Below are 22,854 nucleotides of genomic sequence, written 5' to 3' on the forward strand. Positions count from 1 at the left end.
TTTTTATTAAAACCGTGTGATGATGTCATCTAAAATAGCAATCAATTCTTCTTTCTCCACGTTTAGATTTCCATTGATCCACTCAGTCAGGACACTAGTAGTGCCGGAAATAGAAAAAAGAATCTCTACTTTATTTTTGACATCTTTCATATCTAATTGTTCTTCGTCCATGACTCTTTTTATCAGGATCTGTGTAAGTTGGACAGAGAGTTCATCATCCATGAAATCATTAAAGAAAAAGTGAAAAACAGCTTTGTTCTCATCTACATGATTGACTAAAGTATGGACGAATCGGCGAAAGTCATATTGCTCTTTGTTGGGGTAAGTTTGATCGAAGATATCTGTCAGTGTACAAATCGATTCTTCAATGATTTTTGAACGCAAATCATAGATATCCTCATAGTGAGTATAAAACGTCCCTCTCCCGATATCTGCTTGTTGTGAAAGCTCCGCAATCGTGATTTTATTGATGGTTTTTTCTTTCGTTAAATCTAAAAAGGCTTGTTTGATTGCGTGCTTCGTTCTTTTGCTTCGACGATCCATTTGTATCTCCTTTTTTAGACAGTATCTTTCTAAGTGTTCATTATTGGACAGATGTTGAATCATTGCCTATAGGAAGTCACTTTTTAAGTAATTATAATAAAGTTACGTAAAGAAAGAAAGTTTTGTTTCAAAAGGAGTAGATGGATATGGAAAAATTAACGATTCGTTCAATTGATAGAAAAGACTTAAACAAAGCAAGTGAATTTGCAGCACAAGGGATGAATTTTTCGAGCTATACAGAAAATCCTATTGCACTTTATCTCTATAGTCAGTATGCACTTACAGGCGCATTGATGAAATCAACCGTCACATTAGGTGCGTATCTAGACGGTCAATTTGTCGGCTTTCTTTTTGCTCGCTTCGATGGGGAAACAAAAGTGCCTGTTGGATGGGGGAGACGCTTGTTTGTCAACGTAGCAGAAAAATTGATGGGATTGACCGGATATCGAGAGGCGATAGGAACTTATGACCAAGCCAATCAAACAATGTATCATGAATTTGCATCCACTCATCCAGAAGGCGAAGTCACTTATTTTGCTGTTGATCCCACATTGAAGGGTAAGCGGATTGGTTCACGCTTGTTAGAAGAAATAGAGAGACGTTATAAAAATAAGCGAATATTTCTCTATACAGACTCTAATTGCAACTACCAATTTTACTTAAAAAAAGGATTTACCATTTTTGGCCGCCAACCAGTCGATCTAGGTGGAGGAGAATCAATAACCTGTTACTTATTAAGCACGACCTTATGACTAAATAAAGACTACTGCTAGAGGTCGGGACAGAAATGTTTAGCCTTATTTCCGAAGAGGTTACTTCTGTTCCCGCCGTTTATTCAGTTTTATAATATGCAAAAGGAGTAATGTCCCCGTCACTTGTTTGTATTGTTACACTCTTGATTTTTGAGAGTAAGTTGCAGAAAAAAAACAGCAGTTCCTTTATAATCAAGGAGAGATCGTTTTCGGTTGGTACTCATAGCAATGATCCAGCTAAAAAAAGACGGTCGATCGCCGATTTTAGAAAGGAAGAAAACAGATGACATTATTATCTCAAATTTTAGTTACACTTGTTGCCTTGGAATTTCTTTATATCATGTATATTGAAACTTTTGCGACGGAATCTGCAACAACTAGTCGAGTCTTCAACATGCCAAAGGAAGAATTAGGACGTCAGTCCGTACAGACTTTATTTAAGAATCAGGGGATCTATAATGGGTTACTTGGTGTGGCATTGGTGTACGGCGCTTATTTTTCAAATGCACCAAAAGAAATCACGGGGCTATTATTGATCTATATTTTGCTGGTGGCGGCTTATGGTAGCTTTACTAGTGATCGCTTGATCATCGTCAAACAAGGTGGGTTAGCAGCGATCGCACTCATTACGTTATTCTTTTAGGATATAAAAGAATAACTGCTGAAAAAAATTATGAAAGTTTGTGAAAAAACTTACTTTAATCAACAAAATATGCTATCCTGTAACGTGCATTTTATCAATTTTTTATGAAAATGGGGTAGTAGTGTTGTTAAAGAATTATATTGGTTTATTGAAAAAAGAATTTTCTGGTTATAATCTTTCAGTATTTCAAAAAGATTTATTGGCAGGTATTACAGTCGCGGCGGTTGCTTTGCCACTCGCTTTAGCTTTCGGTGTTTCAAGTGGAGCAGACGCAGCTGCTGGTCTGATCACTGCTGTAATTGCTGGTCTAGTCATTGGTGGTTTATCTGGTGGGTTCTATCAGATTTCTGGTCCTACTGGCGCGATGGCAGCAATCTTGATGTCGATTGCCGCAAAACAAGGAATGCAAGGCGTCTTACTGGCTACTTTTTTGGCTGGAGTTCTTTTACTCGCTGCGGGTGTCTTACGATTAGGAACGCTGACTTCATTTATCCCTGCACCTGTCATCACAGGGTTTACCTCTGGTATTGCAATCATTATTGCTTTAGGTCAGATCGATAATTTATTCGGTGTTCATTCAGAAGGGGCCAATGTGATGGAAAAATTGGCTAGTTATCAAAACTTAGGCTTTGAAATTTCCTTGCCAACGATTTTAATGGGAAGTTTGGTCATTATTGGGATGTTGGTCTATCCTAAAAAATGGGGGCAAAAGATCCCAAGCTCATTGTTGGCAATCATCCTCACAACTGCGTTGATGATGATCGTTGATTGGCCAATTGCGACCGTAGGGGAAATTCCCCAAACGTTGATCAGTAGTAACCGTTTGGTACTTGGTGATTTTAGTTTGTCAGCGATCCAAACAGTGATTGTACCAGCAATCAGCATTGCACTGTTAGGTATGATCGAAAGTTTGTTGTGTGGTGCTTCGGCAGGCCGAATGGCGAATCGTCAGTTAGATAGTAATCAGGAGTTGGTCGCACAAGGAATTGGTAATCTACTGTTACCATTTTTTGGTGGGATTCCAGCTACAGCAGCCATTGCTCGAACGAGTGTCGCAATTAAATCCGGTGCTCAAACAAGAGTAGCTGGAATGATCCATGCAATCGTATTGTTTCTATCCATGCTTATTTTTGCACCAATCATGTCGAACATTCCGATGCCAGCATTAGCAGGTGTATTGATCGTCACAGCTTGGCATATGAATGAATGGGAAACGATCACAGAACTATTCGCTAAAAGATACTGGTCAGCGCTTCTTCTATTTTTCTTGACGATGGGGTGTACAGTGATTTTTGATCTAAGTATTGCAATCGTTATAGGAATTATTAGTGGGTGTGTATTTTTTATTGTTAAGAGTGCAGCCATCACGATCTCAGTGGAGGAAATCGACTGGCAGCGAATGAGCTTACCGGAAACGAAAAAGTTGGATAATTGGGCAGTTGTTTATATCAGTGGTCCTTTATTCTTCATGTCCGCCGAACGATTGAAAGCGACGTTAACAGAATTAGCAGATAAAGAAGGAATCATTTTTTCAATGCGCGGGGTGCCAAGTATTGATTTGACGGCGCAAAGTTTATTTGAAGAATTTCAAGAAAAAGCTGCTATGAAAGAACAAACGATTATTTACACCTCGTTACAACCAGAAGTGGAAAAGCAATTGCAACATCTTTGGGAAAAACAAAAGACAGAACAACATCTTACGGTGGCTCATGCGCTGACCTCTTTACACAAACAATATATGTTAGACAGTGAAATATAGTCAGTGGATTCGCTAAAAAAATTGTGGCTGCCGCCTGTTCTAAGGTAAAATAAGTTTATAGACGTTCGGGAGGTAGGAATGGATGAATATCAAACAAGTGAGTGAAGAAAAAGGAATCTCTGCGGATACGTTACGCTACTATGAACGAATCGGTTTGATCCCACCGGTGAACCGAACAAACGGAGGTATCCGAGATTATACGGAAGAAGATTTACGTTGGGTCGATTTCACCTTATGTATGCGTAGTGCAGGTTTATCGATTGAATCTTTGACTGAATATATTCGTTTATATAGCGCGGGTGATGAAACAATTCTTGCTCGTAGGGATCTTCTTATGGAAGAAAGTGAACAATTGGCAAAAAAAATTGCAGAGATGCAAGCTTGTCAGGAACGTCTCCAAAAGAAAATCGCGCGTTATAACCAAGATTTGGTCAAAGGAGATCCAATCTTAGCTTGATTTAGTCGCTAAAACCAAGAACCAACCAATCGATCATGATTTGAGAGACTGGTTGGTTCTTTTGTAGCCTTTACTTTTTTTCAACAAGTATTTTTCCAAGTTCTTGCCAATCTTCTAAAATCGTTTCTGTCAGTGTTCGATTATAAAAAATGGCCGCCGGGTGGAAGAGGGGAAGAACACGATACTGTTTAGTGGAAAATTGATAAGCATCATGCTGTGGATTCAACTCTAAGACTGGTCCGGTATACAGTTTCCCATGATTTTTTGAAATCGTATAGCCGTTACCTAATAAACGTTGTAGCCCAATATTGCCTAGCGTGGCAATCAAAGAGGGCTGTATATGTTGCAGTTCGTAATCTAAGATTGGTGCATGAGCAAAAACTTCCGTTTTACTGGGCGTTCGATTCGGATAAACGATCTCTGATTTTTTTGTCCGTCCATTAATGCGTTGGACGATTCGATAAGGACGGCTTCTGACAGCGCTAGTAATATACACTTCATCTCGAGATAAACCGACTGATTTTAGTGCGTTCATCAACTCTTTGCCAGCTTGGCCGCTAAATGGAATGTGATTTTCAATTTCTGTTTTACCAGGGGCTTCGCCAACTAACATCAATTTGGGTCGGATAGGACCTTGCCCAGCGACAAATCCTTCCACACGGTGTCCTTGAATACGCCGAGTTGCTTCGTCAATCAAATGTTTTGGGTAATCCATAGTATCAACTCCTATTCTTGTCCATTATAGAAAGAAATCGTTCAATTGACGAATGATTGGCAAAATAAAAAAGTTGTTGACTATTATAGTAGGATTTGTTATTCTAGTAATGTTGTAATTGTGGTCTCCACAGCTACAACCGCACAGAATGAGTTTGATTAAGTACAGGACACCCTGTCACTCTGGATGGCGAGTCTAAGTATGAAAATAAGGAGGTGCTTTAAAGCATGTACGCAATTATTAAAACAGGTGGTAAACAAGTAAAAGTTGAAGTTGGACAAACAATCTACATCGAAAAACTTGACGTTGAAGCAGGCGAAAAGGTTGTATTTGACGAAGTTATTCTAGTAGGTGGCGAAACTACGAAAGTAGGCGCTCCAACCGTTTCTGGTGCAACAGTTGAAGGTACAGTTGAAAAACACGGCAAACAAAAGAAAGTCGTTACTTTCAAATACAAACCTAAAAAACACTCACACCGTAAACAAGGTCACCGTCAACCATACACAAAAGTGGTTATCGACGCGATCAACGCTTAATCTGCGTTTGAGAAAGAAGGCCTAAACAATGATCAAAGGGACTTTTAAACGAAATGACGCTGGTCAAATCGTTTCATTTACTTTGACTGGGCACGCTGATGCCGGTCCTTACGGAAGTGATATCGTTTGTGCAGGTGTTTCTGCTTTAGCGATCAGCACTGTCAATGGGATTTCATCATTAGCTGGTTTTGAACCGATTGTTGACATGAATGAAGAAGAAGGCGGCTATTTGTACGTCGAAGTAATTTCACGATTGACACAAGAGCAAAACAATATTGCGGAAATCTTATTGGAGAATCTCCTATTAGGTTTACAATCGATCGAAGCTGAAAACCCAGAATATATCCAAACAAAAACAATTAATGATAAATAGGAGGTGCAGACCATGTTGTTAACAATGAATCTACAATTATTCGCCCACAAAAAAGGTGGCGGTTCTACATCTAACGGCCGTGACTCAGAATCAAAACGTCTAGGTGCAAAACGTGCTGACGGACAAACAGTTACAGGTGGATCAATTCTTTACCGCCAACGCGGAACAAAAATTTATCCAGGTGTGAACGTAGGTATTGGTGGAGATGACACTTTATTTGCTAAAGTTGACGGTGTTGTTCGTTTTGAACGTAAAGGCCGCGACAAAAAACAAGTGTCTGTTTATCCAGTAGCTCAAGAAGCTTAATGAACAGTTGGCTCTATTCCTTGCCTAGCGAGGGATAGAGTTTTTTCATTTTTTCTGAATCAATAATGATTTCCGGCTCAAACAGAGTCAGGCTTTTTTTGCGTTAGGAGAATGATTGGCTGTAAAAATAGTTGGTTTACTATTTTCGCTAGTTCTAACTGGAAAAAGATATCGCGCAAAGTAAAAAAGAGATAATCGTTATCTGTTATCTGAAAAAATAGTACACGTTTAGACTTGTCTAAATTGCTTAATAAATAAACAACGAATGTTCTTTTTTATTTTAAGCGTGTCTTGTTTTCTTTTTTGATATAAATAGTTGACGAATAGTGATTAAATCAATAGTATTAGGTTTTAAGGACAAGAGAAGAGGGGCGAAAATATTGGCAAAACGAATTGACCGAATTTATACGTATGTCAAAGAAAAGACCGCTCATTTATCTATAGATGAAAACGATCAAGGTGTAACGACCCAAGAGATCGCGGAAGTTTTAGGTATTCAACGTACCAATAGTAGTAAAGATCTCAACAAATTAGTACGTGAAGGAAAACTAAAGAAAATGGATGGTCGTCCAGTTCGGTATGTCTATCAAGAAAGACCGACCATTGAGAAACCATTATCCAAATATGTACCTAGTTATAAAGAAGAATTGACTCACGTGAAAAAAACGAGTCTTCAAGTAGATACGAAAGATATTTTTGCCAAAATCATTGGCGCCAATGGTAGTATGAAAAATTCAGTGGAACAAGCAAAAGCTGCCATTTTGTATCCTCCCAGAGGGTTGAACTGTTTGATCACTGGTCCGACTGGTTCTGGAAAGACTTATTTTGCTCATGCGATGTTTCATTTTGCTAAAACCAACCATGTGGTGGAAGAAAACACAGAGTTGATCGTCTTTAACTGTGCGGACTATGCTAACAACCCTGAATTACTGATGAGTCATCTTTTCGGGTATGTCAAAGGTGCGTTTACAGGTGCGGAAGAAGAAAAAATGGGAATCATAGATCAAGCGGATGGCGGGATGCTTTTTTTGGATGAAATTCATCGACTCCCACCCGAAGGACAAGAAATGATTTTTTACTTTATGGACCATGGTACCTATAGTCGATTGGGCGAAACAACGAAATCTCATGAAGCGAATGTTCGAATCGTCGGTGCAACGACTGAAGATCCAGGTTCGGCATTACTTGAGACATTTGTACGCCGTATCCCGATCAATATCAAGTTGCCTGCTTTTGACCGACGTCCAGCGAATGAAAAAATCGATTTAGTCAAAATCATGATCGCTCACGAAGCGAATCGTACGCAAAGAAAAATTTCTTTAACAGAAGATGTTGTGAAAGCGCTAATAGGCAGTGTTACTTATGGAAACATTGGACAGTTGAAGTCGAATATCCAATTGGTATGTGCGCGAGGATTTCTAAACCACATGAACAAACCTGAAATATCGATCACGATCGATGATTTAACTGAAGGGATTCGAAGTGGTTTGATCCAACTAGCAAGTAATCGAAAAGAAATGGCAGAGTTATCCAAGATACTTGATCCTAAAATCACCGTTTTTCCAAACGATGATGTGATGCAGTTACAGGCAGACTCCTATGAGTTGCCTTATAATCTTTATGACATTATTGGTGATAAAGCTGCTTTGCTCAAGTCAGATGGCTTGGACCAAGAAGCAATCAATCACTTTATCTCAACAGATATCAATATCCATTTAAAGTCATTCTATAAAGATCACGGTTTTTCATTTAATGCAGATAATAAGTTGGCGGAATTTGTTGACCCTAAAATTATTGAAGTAACGAATCAGATTTATCTCATGGTGAAGCAATCTTTACCATATGAGTTTCAACAAAATTTTATTTATGCGATGAGTCTGCATATCAGCTCTTTTCTAAAACGAATCCATTTAGGAGAAGAGCGGCATACAAATGATAATATCCGAGAAATGGCCATTGATTTTCCTGAGGAATACGCACTGGCGAAAGAAGTACGGAAACATATCGAAATGTATTTCCAAGTGGAGATCCCAGAAAGTGAAGATTACTATTTGACTGTATTACTTGTTTCATTACGAGCCAATCAAGCAAGTGGTCGGATCGGGGTCGTTGTGGCTGCACATGGCAATAGTACCGCAAGCAGTATGGTGCAAGTGGTTCAACAGTTGCTAGATGCGGATAACGTCCGGGCAGTGGATATGCCACTAGACATGGACCCTAAAACTGCTTTAAGTCGGATTGAGCGTAGTGTGCAAGAAGTAGATGAGGGGAGTGGAACGATTCTTCTGGTGGACATGGGTTCGCTTGCGTCCTTCAATGCTCAGATACAGCAAGATACGGGTATCCCTGTCCGAACAGTCGATATGGTCACGACTTCTTTAGTTTTAGAAACAGTACGTAAAGTGTCGGTGCTGGGAACAGATCTTGACTTGCTTTATGAATCCTTGAAGAATTTCCGAGGGTATGCTGAAGTCTCAAGTGGAAATGTTGCAGAAGCGGACGACAAACAACGAAAGGCGGTAGTGGCGATCTGTGCCTCAGGAGAGGGAACAGCACAACGAATCAAATCATTGATCGAGCGTGCAGTCAGTAAAAGACAAGAAGCTCAATTGGAAGTAATTGCTTTGTCCATCGTTGATTTGAAAACTAAGCTACCAAAGATCCAAAAAAATTATCAAATCATTGCGACGACTGGGATTACGGACCCACATATCGATGCACCATTCATTCCTTTGGAAAGATTTATTGATCAAAACATTGAGGTGATTTTAGATCAATTACTGTTAGAGTCAGAGTTAGATGAAACCGAAGATGTTTTATTAAATGAAGAAACAGCCAAAAGTACATGTGTGTCATTTATCGCAGATAATTTTACATTTATCAATGGAGAAAAGTTAATCGATCCTCTCTGGAAATTTGCAGATGGGTTAATGGATTCAGCAAGCATTGATGTAAAAGAATACGGATTTATGATCAACCTTGTTCTACATGCGGCGGGAATGATTGAGCGTGTCATCTTAAATGAACCGCTCTCTTTAGAAAATCAAGATAATCGTTCGATTAAAAACGATCCGCTCTATGTTAAAATTGTTGAGCCACTAAATGATTTAGAAGAAAAGATCAAAGTGAAGTTTCCGTTAGAAGAAGTGTATTATCTATTGAAAATGATCACTAACCATTTGGAGAAAAAAGAATACACTAATGAAGATATACACAAAAAAGATACACTAAAATAGTGTATCTTTTTTGTGTATTGTATAAGAAACCATTAAATAAAGTAGTGTATCTTTAAAAAGTTGGCACGGTTCTTGCTTTTAATAAAGTGTGCTTAACGGAAATGCTTCCGACAGAAGTGGGAAGATGTTTTGAGTAGTGATTTAATAAAAAGGAGATTTACGAATGGATATTCGATTAGCACGTATAGATGATCGTTTGATCCATGGGCAAGTTGCAACTGTCTGGTCTAAATTGACTGGCGTTGAACGTATCATCGTCATAAGTGACGTAGTAGCGAAAGACAAGTTAAGAAAGTTTCTTTTAAAAGAAGCTGCTCCACCAGGGATCATGGCAAATGTCATCACTGTTGAAAAGATGATCCAGATCTTTGAGAGTGGACTCTTAGCGCGAACGAAAGTGATGCTTTTATTTACTAATCCTAAAGACGTTGAGAAAATTGTCCGAAGTGGTATCCGAATTGATTCTCTAAATATCGGGGGAATGAGTTTTTCTGAAGGGAAGACCATGATCACAAATTTTGTGTCCGTCGATCAACGAGATATCGAAGCCTTTCATTTTTTGGATGGTCAAGGTGTGGAGTTGGAGATTCGGAAGGTACCCGCTGATCGGAAAATCTTTTTAATGGAATTGCTGGCCAAAGCCAAGAAAGCATAAAATTGTTGTTGCGTAACGGTCAAATGTATCTGTTGTAAAAGGCAAGCACTTATTTTTATTTTTGATTTTGTTACAACAAAAAGAAGTAGGAGGTATAAATATGGTAGGGATTATCCTAGCAAGTCATGGGCAATTTGCTGAAGGAATCTTACAGTCGGGTTCAATGATCTTTGGCGAACAAGAAAATGTCAAAGCTGTTGTTTTACAACCGAGTGAAGGTCCAGATGACTTGAGAGCCAAATTAGAAGAAGCAGTCGCTTCCTTCGATAACCAAGACGAAGTCTTATTCTTAGTTGATTTATGGGGCGGAACACCGTTCAATCAATCAAACACATTATTTGAAGAACACAAAGATAAGTGGGCAATCGTAAGTGGTTTGAACTTGCCTATGCTGATCGAAGCATATGCTTCACGTTTTTCAATGGAATCAGCACATGAAATTGCTGCTCATATCATTGAAACAGCAAAAGAAGGCGTGAAAGTCAAACCGGAAGAATTAGAACCAGTAGTAGAAACGAAAGCTGCGGCACAAGAAGCTGCACCTTCAGGAACACCTGGTAAGTTCACTTATGTTTTAGCACGTATTGATTCACGTTTGTTGCATGGACAAGTAGCAACTGCTTGGACAAAAACAACAAATCCAACACGGATCATCGTTGTATCTGATGCTGTAGCAAAAGATGAGTTACGTAAAAAATTGATCCAACAAGCTGCACCTCCTGGTGTAAAAGCACACGTTGTACCAGTTGAACAAATGATCAAACTTGCAAAAGATGATCAACACTTTGGCGGACAACGCGCATTGCTATTGTTTGAAAATCCTCAAGATGTCGTGCGTGCAGTTGAAGGTGGCGTACCATTAGAAACAGTGAACGTCGGATCAATGGCACATTCTCCAGGTAAAGTACAACCGAACAAAGTACTTGCTTTCAGTCAAGACGATATTGATTCATTCAATAAATTGAAAGAATCTGGCGTGAAATTCGATGTACGTAAAGTACCGAATGACTCTAAAGGAAACATGGATGAAATTTTGAAAAAAGCGCAAGAAGAACTAAAAAATCGTGCTTAATTAATTATCAGAAAAAATGGAGGATTACTATCATGGATTTAAATATTATTCAAGTGATCTTAGTCATCATCGTTGCATTTTTAGCTGGTATGGAAGGAATTCTTGATGAATTTCAATTCCATCAACCAGTTGTTGCATGTACGTTGATCGGCTTAGTAACTGGAAATCTAGTTCCTTGTCTTATCTTAGGTGGTACATTACAAATGATCGCTTTAGGTTGGGCAAATATCGGTGCCGCTGTCGCTCCCGATGCTGCATTAGCATCTGTTGCATCTGCAATTATTTTAGTTTTAGGTGGTCAAGGTTCAGCCGGCGTTTCTTCAGCAATCGCGATTGCTGTGCCACTTGCTGTTGCTGGTTTATTATTAACAATCATTTGTCGTACGATTGCGACAGCGTTTGTTCATTTGATGGATGCTGCTGCAAAAGATGGTAACTTTAGAAAAGTTGAATTATGGCATATTGTTGCAATTTGTATGCAAGGTGTTCGTATTGCGATCCCTGCTGGTTTGATCTTAGCTATTGGTGAAGGTCCAGTAAGAAGCTTGCTTGAATCTATGCCTGTTTGGTTGACAGACGGTTTAGCTATCGGTGGTGGAATGGTCGTTGCCGTAGGTTACGCAATGGTTATCAACATGATGGCTACAAAAGAAGTATGGCCATTCTTTGCAATCGGTTTTGTATTGGCAACTGTATCAGAAATCACTCTTATCGGTCTAGGCGCAATCGGTGTTGCTTTAGCTCTTATTTACTTGGCACTTTCTAAACAAGGTGGTTCAGGTAACGGCGGAAGCTCAAACACTGGTGACCCACTAGGCGATATCATCGATAACTATTAAAGGAGGCGTTCACGAAATGGCAGAAGAAAGAATTCAATTATCTAAAAAAGATCGTATTTCTGTTTGGTTGCGTTCGACTTTCCTTCAAGGATCATGGAACTACGAACGTATGCAAAATGGTGGTTGGGCATTCTCAATGATCCCAGCGATCAAAAAATTATATAAAACAAAAGAAGACCGTGCGGCTGCGTTGACTCGTCATTTAGAGTTCTTCAACACTCACCCATATGTTGCTTCACCAATTCTAGGGGTGACTCTTGCACTGGAAGAAGAACGTGCAAATGGCGCACCTGTTGATGATGTTGCGATTCAAGGGGTTAAGGTTGGTATGATGGGACCTTTAGCTGGTATCGGTGATCCAGTCTTCTGGTTTACAGTAAGACCAATCCTTGGAGCTCTAGCTGCTTCTCTAGCGATGGCTGGAAATATCTTAGGCCCAATCATTTATTTCGTAGCTTGGAATATCATCCGTATGGCATTTATGTGGTATACACAAGAATTCGGCTATAAAGCGGGTTCTAAAATCACAGAAGATTTATCTGGTGGTTTGTTGCAAGACATCACTAAAGGTGCTTCGATCTTAGGTATGTTCATCTTAGGTTCATTAGTTAACCGTTGGGTATCAATCGGCTTTGCGCCAGTAGTATCAAGCGTTAAACTTGACGAAGGTGCTTACATTGATTGGAGTAGTTTACCTGCAGGTGCAGAAGGTATCAAGAGTGCGTTGGAACAACAAGCAGCTGGACTTTCTCTATCTGACTACAAAGTAACAACATTACAAGACAACTTAGACAGCTTGATCCCTGGATTAGCTGCGTTGTTACTAACATTGTTCTGTATGTGGTTATTGAAGAAAAAAGTTTCACCAATCGTTATCATTCTTGGATTATTCGTAGTGGGTATTGTTTTCCACTTGATCGGATTAATGTAATCTAAGGCAATAAAAGACTAAATAAGCTGTGACAGAAATCAATCATTGATTTTTGTTGCAGCTTTTTTCATAGAATGCGACGAGACTTTACTTCAGCTTTCTTCTGATCGAATGGTGGACGATTGTGGAGAACCGTTTATTGGAGACAGTATCTATGCTCGAAAAGGTATACTATTTATGATAAGATGTCTTTGATATAGAAGTAAAAAACGTGAAATTAAAAGGATGGCTAAGCTGAACGAATAGCCAAATCATTGAAACGGTACGACTTCTAAGTACTGTAACTTTAGATTGATTAGAAATGGAGTGCTTGAAATGGTACAATCCCTGAATACAAAAGTTGACTTAACGATGAATGCGACATCTTATCTAGGTGTGGCAGAATATGGGAAGATCATGATTGGTGATAAAGGTTTTGAATTTTACAATGATCGTGATGCGCGGAAATTCGTCCAGATCCCATGGGAAGAGGTAGATGTCGTGATTGCCTCTGTGATGTTCAAAGGAAAATGGATTCCACGTTTTGCGATTCGCACAAAGAAAAACGGAACTTATTCATTTTCTGCAAAGCATCCCAAGGAAGTTTTGCGAGCAGTCCGTAAGTATGTTGATCCAAGTCACATGGTTCGCTCTTTAAGTTTGATCGACGTAGTCAAGCGAGGCATGATCGGTATTTTCAAGCGTAAATGATTTGTAGTTAGCCCTCATCGTTTGCCTGCTATTTATTTCTTATGATAAAATTAAAGAGTAAAGAGGGAGGTTATACGATGAGTTGGTTATGGACATTGATTGTTGGTGCAATCATTGGAGCGATTGCTGGAGCAATCACAAGTAAAGGAAATTCAATGGGATGCATCACAAATATTATTGCTGGTTTGATTGGTTCAACGATCGGTCAAGCGATTTTTGGCAACTGGGGACCAAGCGCTGCTGGTATGGCACTTATTCCATCTATTTTAGGGGCAGTGATCTTAGTTGCAGTTGTCTCATTTTTCTTTGGTAAAAGATCTTAGAAATGAAAGTCTAAAGCGTTTTGACTTGAGGGAAAAGCTCAAGCCAAAACGCTTTGTTCGTTTCTATTGAAGGAATTTATCTTTCCTATGCCTTTAAAAAAGAAAGTTTGCTATAATGATAAAAAGAGTGCAAAGAAAGAAGGAATTTACACATGATGTTACGAGTAGAAAAGTTACGCAAAAAAATGCGAGAAGCGAATCTAGATTCATTTTTAGTGACAAGTCCTTACAATCTCCGCTATTTGACTAATTTTACAGGAACGACTGGGTTAGCGGTCATCACATTAGAGAAAGCCTTCTTTATTACGGACTTCCGTTATACAGAACAAGCAGCTGCGCAAGCGCAAGGTTTTGAGATCATCAAAAATGTCGCGCCGATTTTTGAGGAAGTCGCTGATTTGACTCGAAAAGAAGGATTGAAGAATCTAGCATTTGAAGAACGTACAGTTTCATTTTTAGAGTATTCAGTATTGGAAGAATTACTGGATGCAGAGTTGATCCCAGTTTCTGACATGATCGAAGAATTACGGGAAGTAAAAGATGAAGATGAATTAGTGATCATTGAAAAAGCTTGTAGCATCGCTGATATGGCTTATGATCATATCCTTAAAATGATCCAACCAGGGATGACAGAGATCGAGGTCGCGAATCAATTAGATTTCTATATGCGTTCACTAGGTGCATCAGGTGTGTCTTTTGAAACCATCGTGGCAAGTGGTGTTCGTTCAGCAATGCCACACGGAGTGGCTAGCCAAAAGATCATTGAACAAGGTGATATGATCACGATCGATTTTGGTTGCTATTATGAAGGATACGTTTCTGACATGACACGTACGTTTGCAGTCGGCGATCCTGGAGAACAATTGAAAGAAATCTATCAAATCGTTTTAGATGCCCAATTGGCAGTTCTAGAAGCAGCGAAACCTGGAGTGACAGGTATCCAACTGGATGCAGTAGCAAGAGACTACATCAGCAAATACGGCTATGGAGAAGCATTTGGCCACTCCACTGGACATGGTATCGGCTTAGAGATCCATGAAGGTCCTAATGTATCTGCGCGAGCAGAGAAACCATTTGTTGTGGGCAATGTCATTACGGATGAACCAGGAATCTACTTACCAGGAATCGGTGGCGTCCGGATCGAAGATGACTTATTGATCACTGCTGAAGGAAACCGGGTATTGACTCACTCACCAAAAGAATTGATCATTTTGTGATAATCAGCGTTTTTCAATAAATGTAAATGTCAAAACTCAGACTTTGTTATAGAAAATGGGCTCATTTAATGATACACTATAAGAGAAATCAAGCGATTGTAAACGGCGCGTTTTTTCACGCATGACTGATTTACAGGCGACAGTTTTCCTAGGTACATGACTTCGCTTTTTGAAGTGAAAGATGTATGTAGGCAAAAGGAGGAATAAATAAAAATGGCAGACGAAAAAAACTTAGTCTTACATGCTAATCAAGATTTAGGAGAAATCGTGATTGCACCAGAAGTGATCGAAGTCATTATCGGTATTGCAGCTTCTAAAGTCGAAGGGGTCTACGGAATGCGTGGGACTTTTGCTAGCAATGTCACAGAATTGCTAGGTCGCGCAGCGCATGGTAAAGGTGTATATTTAGTCAATGACGAAGAAGGTTTGAAAGTTGACTTATATTGTTATTTAGAATATGGCGTATCAGTACCAAAAGTAGCGATGGAAATGCAGGATCGTGTTCACCAAGAAGTACTTTTCATGACCGACATTGCATTAGCTGAAGTCAATATCCATGTCGTAGCAGTTGTACCAGAAAAATTGGAACAACCAGCAATCGATGAACTTTTTGAGGACGAAGAGGAAGAAAATGAATAAAGAGTTATCAAGACACGATATCCGCGAGATGGCATTACAGGCATTGTTCCCATTAGATTTTAACACTGATCTGACAAAAGAAGATGCAATTTTCAATGCGATCGAGTTGGACCATCAAGAGATGATCAATGAAGAGCAATCAGAATTTGTTCCAGTATATCTAGACACACTAGTTGGTGGCGTCTGTGCAAAAAAAGCATCGTTAGACACGATCATCGAAAAGCATTTAAAAAATAATTGGCGGATCAACCGCATTTCCAAAATGGATCTGATTATTTTAAGAATCGCGATTTTCGAAATGATGTACGTGGATGACGTGCCTGCAACTGTTGCATTGAATGAAGCAATCGAGTTAGCTAAAACATTCAGTGACGACCGTTCACGTAAGTTTGTAAATGGTATGTTATCGAATGTGTTAAAAGAATTAGAAGCTGGGGCGTAAGTCCTAGCTTTTTTCTATGATAGTTAGTAAATCTGGTTATGTTACAAGTGGTTTATATGGTAGAATGAAAGCAAAAATATCTGGGAGTGATCGTATGTCAGAATTGATGAATGGAAAAGAATTAGCAGAAAAAATGCAAGCAGAACTTGCGTTAAAAGTAAAAGAGCTTAACGAACGACAGATCAATCCCGGATTAGTTGTTTTATTAGTTGGAGAAAATCCAGCAAGTCAAGTCTATGTTCGTAACAAAGAACGAGTTGCGAATCAATTAGGTATTTATTCAAAAGTAGAGCGTTATAGTCAAAAAATCTCCGAAGATGAGCTTCTAAATGAAATTGAAAAATATAACAATGATCCACGCTTCCATGGGATCCTTGTGCAGTTGCCTTTACCAAAACATATTGATGAAGAGAAAGTGTTATTAGCAATCGATCCTAAAAAAGATGTTGATGGTTTCCATCCATTTAATCTAGGACGTCTATTTGCAGGGAATCCTGATAAGATTCCTTGTACGCCTTATGGGATCATGAAGATGTTTGAAGCATATGATATTGATTTGACTGGCAAGCGTGCAGTAGTGATCGGTCGCAGTAATATTGTCGGTAAACCCATGGCGCAACTTTTGTTGATGGCTGATGCGACAGTCACCATTGCTCATTCAAAAACGAAAGACCTTCCAGCGTTAACTCGTGAAGCAGATATACTCGTAGTAGCGATCGGGCGTGGCCATTTTGTAACAAAAGACTTCGTCAAACCAGGTGCGGTAGTTGTCGATGTGGGGATGAATCGGGATGAGGATGGAAAACTGATCGGTGATGTCAAATTCGATGAAGTCGCTCCTCTTGCAAGCTATATCACGCCTGTCCCTAAGGGAGTAGGTCCAATGACGATCACGATGTTGATGGCACAAACGGTCCAATCAGCTGAAGCAGAGCGAGGAGAGTTATGACGCAAGAATATTTAACAGTTACCACCTTAACCAAATATTTGAAACGAAAATTTGAAGCAGATCCATATCTGGAAAGAGTTTATCTAACTGGCGAAATCTCGAATTTCCGTATGCGAGCGAATGCGCATCAATATTTCAGTTTAAAAGATGATCATGCAAAAATCTCTGCGATCATGTTCAAAGGTGCTTTCCAAAAGTTACGTTTTCAACCAAAAGAGGGCATGAAAGTGTTGGTGATCGGTCGGATCTCCCTTTACGAGGCCAGCGGTTCTTATCAAATTTACGTGGAACATATGGAACCTGATGGCGTCGGTGCGTTATATCAAGAGCTAGAAGAACGAAAAGAGAAATTGATGAAAGAAGGTCTATTTGCTGGACCTAAAAAGGCATTGCCGAGATTTCCAAAACGCATCGCCGTTTTAACAAGTCCTAGTGGTGCGGTCATTCGTGATATTATCACGACGGTCAAACGCCGTTACCCAATCGCGCAACTTGTTTTGTTCCCAACTGTTGTGCAAGGAAACCAAGCAGCAGATGATGTCGTCCGCAATATCCAACGCGTTGAAGCGTTAGGAAATTTCGATACAATGATCATCGGACGTGGTGGTGGGTCGATCGAGGATCTTTGGCCTTTCAATGAAGAACGGATGGCTCGTGCGATTTATCAAGCAAAAACACCGAGCATCTCTTCTGTCGGTCATGAGACAGATACGACGATTGCTGACTTAGTGGCTGATGTTCGAGCAGCGACACCGACGGCAGCAGCTGAGCTGGCTGTTCCAGTATTATCGGAAGAGTTGATGCGGATCAAGGAAAGACAAGCCCGCTTAGAGCAAGGGTTTTTACGCCAAATCCAACGAAAACAAGAGCGGTTTGCCCGCTCAAGACAATCCTATGTCTTTCGCCAACCTGAACGACTTTATGAGGGACAAACGATCAAGCTAGATCAATTGCGGCAACGCTTGTATCAAGCAACGCAACAAATTTACCATGCGAAAGAAAAACAAACCATGACCTTAAGTCATCAGTTGCAACAAGTTGCACCAATTTATCGAGTGAAATCAGCCAAGCAAGAAACAAGCTACTTAGAAAAACGACTAGAAGAAAAAATGTACCAATATATGCAACAACAGCAACAAAAGTTTCAACAGACGGTTCAATCACTTGATTTACTTAGTCCTTTAAAAATCATGGGTAGAGGGTATAGCTACACCACGTTGCATGATCAGGTGGCAAAAAGTGTCGATGAGATCCAAGTCGGTGATGAGTTAGTCATTCATTATGCAGATGGACAGGTCAAAGGCAAAGTGGAACAGATCAAAAAGGAGACAGAATAAGATGGCAAATCCAACATTTGAAGAATCATTGCAAGAATTAGAAAAAATCGTCATGCAATTAGAGCAAGGAGACGTTCCATTAGAATCAGCGTTAGATGCGTTCAAAAGAGGAATGGAATTAAGTAAGCAATGTCAAGATACTCTTTCTAAAGCAGAAGAAACCCTTACAAAAATTATGACTGAGACGAATGAAGAGATCACTTTTGACGAGAAAGAGGGGACACAATGAAACTAACCGATTTTTCTGCGACTCACCTTCCTTTGGTAGAAGAAGAAATGGTTTCTTTCATTACGGAATATACTTCGGATGTACGCTTGAAAGAAAGTATGATCTATTCGATCCATGCAGGAGGAAAAAGAATCCGCCCACTTGCTTTATTAGCAACCGTGGCTTCTTTTGATGCCAAGATCGATGCTTCAGCTTATCAAGTAGCAGCAGCATTAGAGATGATCCATACGTATTCATTGATCCATGATGATCTTCCAGCAATGGATAACGATGACTTGCGTCGAGGAAAACCAACCAACCATAAAGTCTATGGGGAGGCAATCGCAATTTTAGCAGGGGATGGATTATTGACGGGTGCCTTCCAGTTGATCAGCATGACCCACTTAGCGAACTCACCAAAATTGTTATTATTGCAACAATTGGCTGTTAGTGCTGGGACACAAGGCATGGTTGCAGGCCAAGCGGCAGATATCCAAGGGGAAACGAAAGATTTGGCGCTAGAAGAACTAGCATTGATCCATGAACGAAAGACTGGACGTTTGATACGTTATGCTTTGCTAGCAGGTGGGATTTTAGCAGAACAACCAGAAGAAGTTTTGGTACAATTACAACAAATTGCCGCTCATCTTGGGTTAGCTTTTCAGATCCGTGATGATTTATTGGATGTGACTAGTACGACAGAAGCATTAGGGAAAACAGCTGGCAAGGATGAACGAGCGGATAAAAATACGTATCCACGCTTATTAGGGATCGAGCAGACAAGAGCTGCGTTGCAACGAGAAATCCATTCCGCCAATAGGATCATTGCCGAGTTAGAACAAGAAGTTTGTTCATTTGATGGAGAGATTCTTCGTCAGTTGGTCAAACGATTTGATGAGAAGTGAGGAAGAGGATGGAAAAAGAACGAGTAGATGTATTAGCCGTCAAACAAGGGCTATTTGAAACAAGGGAACAAGCAAAACGTTCCGTGATGGCAGGGTTGATCTATAATGAAAAAAATGAACGTTTTGATAAACCAGGAGAAAAAATCCCCGTTAGTAGTGAATTAAAAGTCAAAGGGAAAAAATTGCCGTATGTTTCTCGTGGTGGGTTGAAACTAGAAAAAGCATTAAAACAATTTGATCTAACAGTCAAAGATAAAGTATTGCTTGATATTGGGGCATCCACGGGAGGGTTTACCGATGCTGCCTTACAAAATGGAGCAAAAATGAGCTATGCCTTAGATGTAGGCTACAATCAGTTAGCATGGAAAATCAGACAAGATCCAAAAGTGGTCGTGATGGAACGTGTTAACTTTCGTTATGCAAAACCTGAAGACTTTGATCAAGGTGTACCAGAAGTCGCTGTCATTGATGTATCATTCATCTCTTTGAAGCTGATGCTACCGCCATTACATGCAATTTTGAAGCCAGAGGGTGAAGTAATTGCATTGATCAAACCACAATTTGAAGCAGGTAGAGAAGCGGTCGGTAAAAATGGCATTGTTCGAGAAGCAACAACCCATCAACAAGTCATCGAACAAATTTTGACGTTTGCCACAGAGCAAGGGTTTGATGTATTAGATCTAAGTTACTCTCCTATTACAGGTGGAGAAGGAAATATTGAATTTTTAGCGCACTTAAAAAAAGTATCAGATAAAGGAACAATCTATGCGAACGTTGATCCAGCTCACATCGTTGAAATGGCTCATGAACAATTCACGCATAAGCGGTAGTCTGGGAATTGACAAAAAAGACTATGAGTTCTTCTTTATTAAGCGCTTAAAATAAGCTATCATTGAAAGAAGAAGGATTGGTGAAGGAGCGGATTGAGCATGAGAAAAAAAGATCGACATCGTTTGATTACTCGATTACTAAATGAACAAGATATACGTAAACAAGAAGAATTTGTTGAAATATTAAAAAATAAAGGGATTTCTGTTACACAAGCAACGATCTCAAGAGATATCAAAGAGCTTAAATTGATCAAAGTTCCCGCAGTTGATGGTGGCTATCGCTATAGTCTGCCTGCTGAAACAAGTGAAGATGTGAGCACAAAGCTAGAAAAACTATTGAAGGACGCATTTGTAGCAGTTGACCAGATGGAAAAATTTGTTATTTTAAAGACTTTGCCGGGCAATGCTTCTGCAGCTGCAAATTTAATCGATAAACGTTACAAAAAAGAATTATTCTCGATTATCAACGATGATGACAATGTGTTGATGATCACACGATTGGAAGAAGATGCTGTTCAATTAAAGAAAGATTTTCTGCATTACCTTTAATCTAAGGAGTGATTGCAATGCTACAAGAAATCAGTATCACCAATTTTGCGATTATTCCTGAATTGCGTTTGTCGTTTCATGAAGGAATGACAGCATTAACAGGAGAAACCGGAGCCGGTAAGTCAATTATTATTGATGCTTTGGGCTTATTAGCAGGTGGTCGCGGATCAAGTGATTATATTCGTCAAGGTGCCGATAAATGTATTCTGGAAGGGTTGTTTGAATGGCCTAAACAAGAAGGTTTTGAAGCTTTGATGGAAGAGTTAGGGATTGAGTCCGATGGTTCAAATCTGATCGTCCGTCGAGATATGTCTTTAGCAGGTAAGAATGTTTGTCGAGTGAATGGACATATCGTGACATTAGCGAATTTGCGACGCGTAGGTAGTTATTTAGTGGATATCCAAGGTCAAAATGAACATCAGGAACTATTACAACCTGAATCACATCTTGTGTTACTTGATCGTTTTGGAGACTCGACATTCCAACAGAAAAAAAGAGCGTACCAAGAAGCCTATCAAGCGTATCGTGAACTTGAAAGAAAAGTACGTAAGATCCAACAAAACGAAAAAAACTATGTCCAACGTATCGATATGTTGAATTTCCAACAAGAAGAAATCGCAGCCGCCCAATTAGAAGTTGGTGAAGAAGAAAAACTTCGAGAAGAGCGCGATAAATTAAGTAATTATCAAAAAATCGTCGATGGTTTAGCTACTGCTTATGGGGCGCTCAGTGAAGGTGAACAAAGTAGTCTTGATGGGGTGGGAAGGGCTGTTTCCGAGATCCAAAGTATTGCCCACCTTGATTCAGAGTATGAAGCAATTTTTGATAATATCCAGAGTGCCTATTATTTATTGCAAGATGCAGTAGGGGACATGAGCAGGCAAATCGATCTGCTTGAACTAGATGAGAATCGTTTGGAAGAAGTGACGCAACGCATGGAAACGATTCGCCAATTGAAGCGTAAATATGGCGATTCAGTTGAAGCTATCTTAGCCTACTATGAAGAAATCACAGAAGAATTGGATTCATCTGATTTTACAGAAGGTCAACTTGATAAAATGAAGAATGAACTGACTCAAAAAGAAGAGTGGGCGTTTCAATGTGCAGAAGAACTCCATCAAGCAAGAAAAGCGATCGCCAGTGACTTAGAACAGTCGATTCTGCGTGAATTAAAGAGTCTTTATATGGAAAACACCGAATTTGAAGTTCGTTTTTCAACGCAAGCAAATGGACGCTTAGATGAGCAAGGTTTTGATATTGTCGAATTTTATATCACGACAAATCCTGGAGAACCATTGAAGCCACTAGTCAAAGTAGCATCAGGTGGGGAATTGTCACGAGTATTACTTGCTCTGAAAACCATTTTTTCTTCGGAACAAGGTGTGACTAGTATCATTTTTGACGAAGTTGATACTGGTGTTAGTGGCAGAGTGGCACAAGCCATTGCGGATAAAATATTGAAAATATCCAAATATTCCCAAGTACTTTGTATCACGCATCTTCCTCAAGTGGCGGCGGTAGCGGATTATCAATATTACATTGTAAAAGAAGTCGTCGGCGGAAGAACACAAACATCCGTCGCCGAATTAGCTGCAGCTGAAAGAGAAAATGAAATCGCACGAATGTTAGCGGGAAGTGAAATCACGCCTTTAACGATCGAACACGCCAAAGAGTTGTTACGTTTGGCGAAAAAATAAATAAAAAATAAAAATCACCCTTTGCCTACATTGGCTAGGGTGATTTTATTTTGCTTTTTAGGGAATAGAGGTAAAAAAACAGTTGAAATCTTTCCCGACAGAAAAAGTAATTAGTTATTTTTATATTGTATTTTATTATATTTTTTTTTGATTTTGAGAATGAAATTTGTAAATCCAAAAGCTGTCGATAGTCAATCAATAGTTAATTCGCTTACAAAGTCCTATCATTTTTTAATCATAAAAATTTTTTT

The 22,854-nt window shown here is 39.5% G+C and carries 26 protein-coding genes and 1 other annotated feature; of the genes, 24 read left to right on the forward strand and 2 right to left on the reverse strand.

The features are described from left to right. Positions 1-6 precede the first annotated feature (6 nt). Complete coding sequence (locus tag IGJ49_RS03805) at positions 7-543, reverse strand: TetR/AcrR family transcriptional regulator (protein WP_062805521.1); 537 nt, start codon at positions 541-543, stop codon at positions 7-9. A gap of 146 nt (positions 544-689) precedes the next feature. Between IGJ49_RS03805 and IGJ49_RS03810 the strand changes: the two genes are divergently transcribed. The 4 genes from IGJ49_RS03810 to IGJ49_RS03825 all read left to right on the forward strand — a co-directional run bounded on the left by IGJ49_RS03810 (position 690) and on the right by IGJ49_RS03825 (position 4,154). After that, entirely contained in the window at positions 690-1,295 is a 606-nt protein-coding gene (locus IGJ49_RS03810; RefSeq protein WP_224434589.1) for a GNAT family N-acetyltransferase, read from the forward strand. A gap of 283 nt (positions 1,296-1,578) precedes the next feature. Continuing rightward, positions 1,579-1,938 carry a DUF1304 domain-containing protein gene (locus IGJ49_RS03815; protein WP_010736017.1) on the forward strand — a complete coding sequence of 120 codons (360 nt, stop codon included), beginning with the start codon at positions 1,579-1,581 and terminating at the stop codon, positions 1,936-1,938. A 124-nt stretch (positions 1,939-2,062) separates the two neighbouring features. After that, the gene (locus IGJ49_RS03820; RefSeq protein WP_224434590.1) at positions 2,063-3,697 is read left to right on the forward strand and encodes a SulP family inorganic anion transporter; all 1,635 of its coding nucleotides are present in this window, start codon (positions 2,063-2,065) and stop codon (positions 3,695-3,697) included. An 82-nt stretch (positions 3,698-3,779) separates the two neighbouring features. Beyond that, positions 3,780-4,154, forward strand: a complete 375-nt coding sequence (locus IGJ49_RS03825; RefSeq protein WP_010736015.1) for a MerR family transcriptional regulator — start codon at positions 3,780-3,782, stop codon at positions 4,152-4,154. Positions 4,155-4,224: 70 nt separating this feature from the next. On the opposite strand, the gene IGJ49_RS03830 is transcribed toward IGJ49_RS03825, so the two are convergent. After that, positions 4,225-4,869 carry a uracil-DNA glycosylase gene (locus IGJ49_RS03830; RefSeq protein WP_010736014.1) on the reverse strand — a complete coding sequence of 215 codons (645 nt, stop codon included), beginning with the start codon at positions 4,867-4,869 and terminating at the stop codon, positions 4,225-4,227. Positions 4,870-4,996: 127 nt separating this feature from the next. Next, positions 4,997-5,076, forward strand: a sequence feature (ribosomal protein L21 leader region). Positions 5,077-5,096: 20 nt separating this feature from the next. Between IGJ49_RS03830 and rplU the strand changes: the two genes are divergently transcribed. The 20 genes from rplU (at position 5,097) to recN (ending at position 22,603) form a co-directional block, all read left to right on the forward strand. Further along, positions 5,097-5,405, forward strand: coding sequence for a 50S ribosomal protein L21 (rplU, locus tag IGJ49_RS03835; protein WP_019723824.1), 309 nt, complete (start codon positions 5,097-5,099; stop codon positions 5,403-5,405). A gap of 28 nt (positions 5,406-5,433) precedes the next feature. Further along, positions 5,434-5,778, forward strand: coding sequence for a ribosomal-processing cysteine protease Prp (locus IGJ49_RS03840; RefSeq protein ID WP_010736012.1), 345 nt, complete (start codon positions 5,434-5,436; stop codon positions 5,776-5,778). A 12-nt stretch (positions 5,779-5,790) separates the two neighbouring features. Next, complete coding sequence (rpmA, locus tag IGJ49_RS03845; protein ID WP_010736011.1) at positions 5,791-6,084, forward strand: 50S ribosomal protein L27; 294 nt, start codon at positions 5,791-5,793, stop codon at positions 6,082-6,084. Between the two features lie 380 nt (positions 6,085-6,464). Beyond that, a complete protein-coding gene (locus tag IGJ49_RS03850; protein WP_438722457.1) occupies positions 6,465-9,320 on the forward strand; it encodes a sigma 54-interacting transcriptional regulator in 2,856 nt (951 codons plus the stop codon). A 163-nt stretch (positions 9,321-9,483) separates the two neighbouring features. Beyond that, complete coding sequence (locus tag IGJ49_RS03855) at positions 9,484-9,975, forward strand: mannose/fructose/sorbose PTS transporter subunit IIB (protein WP_010736009.1); 492 nt, start codon at positions 9,484-9,486, stop codon at positions 9,973-9,975. Between the two features lie 100 nt (positions 9,976-10,075). Beyond that, positions 10,076-11,047 carry a mannose/fructose/sorbose PTS transporter subunit IIA gene (locus tag IGJ49_RS03860; protein WP_010736008.1) on the forward strand — a complete coding sequence of 324 codons (972 nt, stop codon included), beginning with the start codon at positions 10,076-10,078 and terminating at the stop codon, positions 11,045-11,047. 32 nt (positions 11,048-11,079) lie between these two features. After that, positions 11,080-11,886 (forward strand): PTS mannose/fructose/sorbose transporter subunit IIC, encoded by an 807-nt coding sequence (locus IGJ49_RS03865; protein ID WP_010736007.1) that lies wholly within the window; start codon positions 11,080-11,082, stop codon positions 11,884-11,886. Between the two features lie 16 nt (positions 11,887-11,902). Next, entirely contained in the window at positions 11,903-12,817 is a 915-nt protein-coding gene (locus IGJ49_RS03870) for a PTS system mannose/fructose/sorbose family transporter subunit IID (protein WP_019724014.1), read from the forward strand. Positions 12,818-13,132: 315 nt separating this feature from the next. Further along, positions 13,133-13,507 (forward strand): DUF956 family protein, encoded by a 375-nt coding sequence (locus IGJ49_RS03875; protein WP_010736005.1) that lies wholly within the window; start codon positions 13,133-13,135, stop codon positions 13,505-13,507. A gap of 77 nt (positions 13,508-13,584) precedes the next feature. Continuing rightward, positions 13,585-13,830, forward strand: coding sequence for a GlsB/YeaQ/YmgE family stress response membrane protein (locus tag IGJ49_RS03880; protein ID WP_010736004.1), 246 nt, complete (start codon positions 13,585-13,587; stop codon positions 13,828-13,830). A gap of 152 nt (positions 13,831-13,982) precedes the next feature. Further along, positions 13,983-15,047 carry a M24 family metallopeptidase gene (locus IGJ49_RS03885; protein WP_010736003.1) on the forward strand — a complete coding sequence of 355 codons (1,065 nt, stop codon included), beginning with the start codon at positions 13,983-13,985 and terminating at the stop codon, positions 15,045-15,047. Positions 15,048-15,260: 213 nt separating this feature from the next. Next, positions 15,261-15,686: an Asp23/Gls24 family envelope stress response protein gene (locus IGJ49_RS03890; RefSeq protein ID WP_010736002.1), complete on the forward strand. Its 426-nt coding sequence runs from the start codon at positions 15,261-15,263 to the stop codon at positions 15,684-15,686. Beyond that, entirely contained in the window at positions 15,679-16,128 is a 450-nt protein-coding gene (gene nusB / locus IGJ49_RS03895; RefSeq protein ID WP_438722462.1) for a transcription antitermination factor NusB, read from the forward strand. Before IGJ49_RS03890 ends, nusB begins: the two co-directional genes overlap by 8 nt. Positions 16,129-16,222: 94 nt before the next feature. Further along, a complete protein-coding gene (locus tag IGJ49_RS03900; RefSeq protein WP_010736000.1) occupies positions 16,223-17,077 on the forward strand; it encodes a bifunctional methylenetetrahydrofolate dehydrogenase/methenyltetrahydrofolate cyclohydrolase in 855 nt (284 codons plus the stop codon). After that, positions 17,074-18,414, forward strand: coding sequence for an exodeoxyribonuclease VII large subunit (xseA, locus tag IGJ49_RS03905; RefSeq protein WP_438722464.1), 1,341 nt, complete (start codon positions 17,074-17,076; stop codon positions 18,412-18,414). Before IGJ49_RS03900 ends, xseA begins: the two co-directional genes overlap by 4 nt. Before the next feature lies 1 nt (position 18,415). Next, complete coding sequence (locus IGJ49_RS03910) at positions 18,416-18,643, forward strand: exodeoxyribonuclease VII small subunit (protein ID WP_194179766.1); 228 nt, start codon at positions 18,416-18,418, stop codon at positions 18,641-18,643. After that, positions 18,640-19,527 carry a polyprenyl synthetase family protein gene (locus IGJ49_RS03915; RefSeq protein ID WP_062805515.1) on the forward strand — a complete coding sequence of 296 codons (888 nt, stop codon included), beginning with the start codon at positions 18,640-18,642 and terminating at the stop codon, positions 19,525-19,527. The genes IGJ49_RS03910 and IGJ49_RS03915 overlap by 4 nt, the downstream gene beginning before the upstream one ends. Positions 19,528-19,535: 8 nt before the next feature. Then, positions 19,536-20,357, forward strand: coding sequence for a TlyA family RNA methyltransferase (locus IGJ49_RS03920; RefSeq protein ID WP_010735996.1), 822 nt, complete (start codon positions 19,536-19,538; stop codon positions 20,355-20,357). A gap of 99 nt (positions 20,358-20,456) precedes the next feature. Continuing rightward, positions 20,457-20,906: an arginine repressor gene (locus IGJ49_RS03925; protein WP_010735995.1), complete on the forward strand. Its 450-nt coding sequence runs from the start codon at positions 20,457-20,459 to the stop codon at positions 20,904-20,906. Positions 20,907-20,923: 17 nt separating this feature from the next. Next, on the forward strand, positions 20,924-22,603 hold the full coding sequence (gene recN / locus IGJ49_RS03930; protein ID WP_224434594.1) for a DNA repair protein RecN: 1,680 nt from the start codon (positions 20,924-20,926) through the stop codon (positions 22,601-22,603). Positions 22,604-22,854 lie beyond the last annotated feature (251 nt).

This window comes from Enterococcus sp. AZ171, from assembly GCF_051714005.1.
Taxonomy (GTDB): Bacteria; Bacillota; Bacilli; order Lactobacillales; family Enterococcaceae; genus Enterococcus_B; species Enterococcus_B pernyi.